The sequence below is a fragment of the Methylophaga sp. UBA4204 genome, assembly GCF_002379485.1.
Classification (GTDB): domain Bacteria; phylum Pseudomonadota; class Gammaproteobacteria; order Nitrosococcales; family Methylophagaceae; genus Methylophaga.
In genome coordinates, this window is record NZ_DFTU01000034.1 from 564 (window position 1) to 1,996 (window position 1,433).

The 1,433-nt window shown below is 47.7% G+C and carries 1 protein-coding gene; it reads right to left on the minus strand.

Annotation, left to right across the window (positions count from 1 at the left end; genetic code table 11):
- Nucleotides 1-84 precede the first annotated feature (84 nt).
- Nucleotides 85-1,332, minus strand: coding sequence for a lipoprotein-releasing ABC transporter permease subunit (locus tag B3182_RS04390; RefSeq protein WP_292353639.1), 1,248 nt, complete (start codon nt 1,330-1,332; stop codon nt 85-87).
- Nucleotides 1,333-1,433 lie beyond the last annotated feature (101 nt).

The window sequence follows — 1,433 nt, forward strand, 5'->3', positions numbered from 1 at the left end:
AGATTAATATCCTGTAATACCGGGGTTTCCAGATTACCGTCTTTATAGCGCTTTACCAGTTTTTCGCAGCGAATTACCGTGTTATCAGTCATAACGTAAAGCCTCAGCCGGTTTAACCTGAGCGGCACGCCAGGAAGGATAGATAGTCGAAAGAATGGATAAAACAAAGGCAGTAATACCAATCACCGTGACATCGTTCCAATGCAAATCGGAAGGCAGGTCACTGATGTAATACACTTCTGCTGGCAGGAACTGGTAACCTAAAATGGTTTCTATCCAGGCGATAATGTTAGACACATTCAACGCCAGAATGACCCCACCTATCACCCCCAGAATTGTGCCAATGAGACCAATAACAATACCCTGCACCATGAAAATCCCCATGATGCCGCGCGGTGACATGCCCAGCGTCCTCAAAATGGCAATATCTGCATATTTATCGGTTACCATCATTACCAGCGTTGAAACGATGTTAAATGCCGCAACGGCCACAATCAGCATCAGAATGACAAACATCACGGTTTTTTCGGTTTTTAAGGCACGGAAAAAGTTAGCATGCTGGTAAGTCCAGTCAGCTGCGCGATATTCTGCAGGCAGGGTTTGTAAAAGCTCTCGGGTAATTCTTGGAGCCTGATAGACATCGTCCAGTTGCAATCGCAGGCCCGTTACTTTGCCGGGTATGCGGAATAAATTAGCGGCATCCTCAATATTCATGATGGCTAACGCACTGTCATATTCATACATGCCGATTTCAAAAACACCTGATACGGTCAAACGTTTCAGTCTGGGAATAACCCCGGCAGGGGTTGGGGTAACGTGTGGTGTGATCACCGTGATTTTATCGCCGGTGCCCACGCCCATGGCAATGGCTAAATCCTTACCCAGAATAATGCCGTAACTGCCCGGTTGCAGTGAGTCAAAGCGACCCTGAATGATTTTGTCACCAATACTGGAAACCTTAGGCTCCAAAGCGGGATCAACCCCACGGATTTGGGTGCCTCGAACCCGGCTACCCTGATTCAGCATTGCCTGGCCTTCAACAAAAGGAGCAGTATTTATAACTCTTGGGAAGCCTTCGATAAGTACCTCGGCCTTTTCCCAGTCAGCCAGTGTGCCATCCGAGCCGGTGACAAAAGCATGTGATGTCATACCGAGAATGCGTTCGCGTAATTCCTTTTCAAAACCATTCATTACCGATAACACGGTAATCAATGCGGCCACACCGAGCGCGACGCCCAGCATAGAGGTCATCGAGATGAATGAAATAAAATGATTACGCCGTTTAGCCCGGGTATAACGGGCGCCGATATAGACACTTAGAGGTCTGAACATATATTCGCTCTGGCAAAAAGCCCGCTATTACAGCGGGCTAGTGCATATTATTTTGGGTTGACGGTTTGGGTACCGTTTTCGGTGCCTAGTAACAACACGTC

Excerpts from the sequence above, each read along its gene's own strand:
- B3182_RS04390 (WP_292353639.1), bottom strand. The coding sequence starts at position 1,332 with ATGTTCAGACCTCTAAGTGTCTATATCGGCGCCCGTTATACCCGGGCT.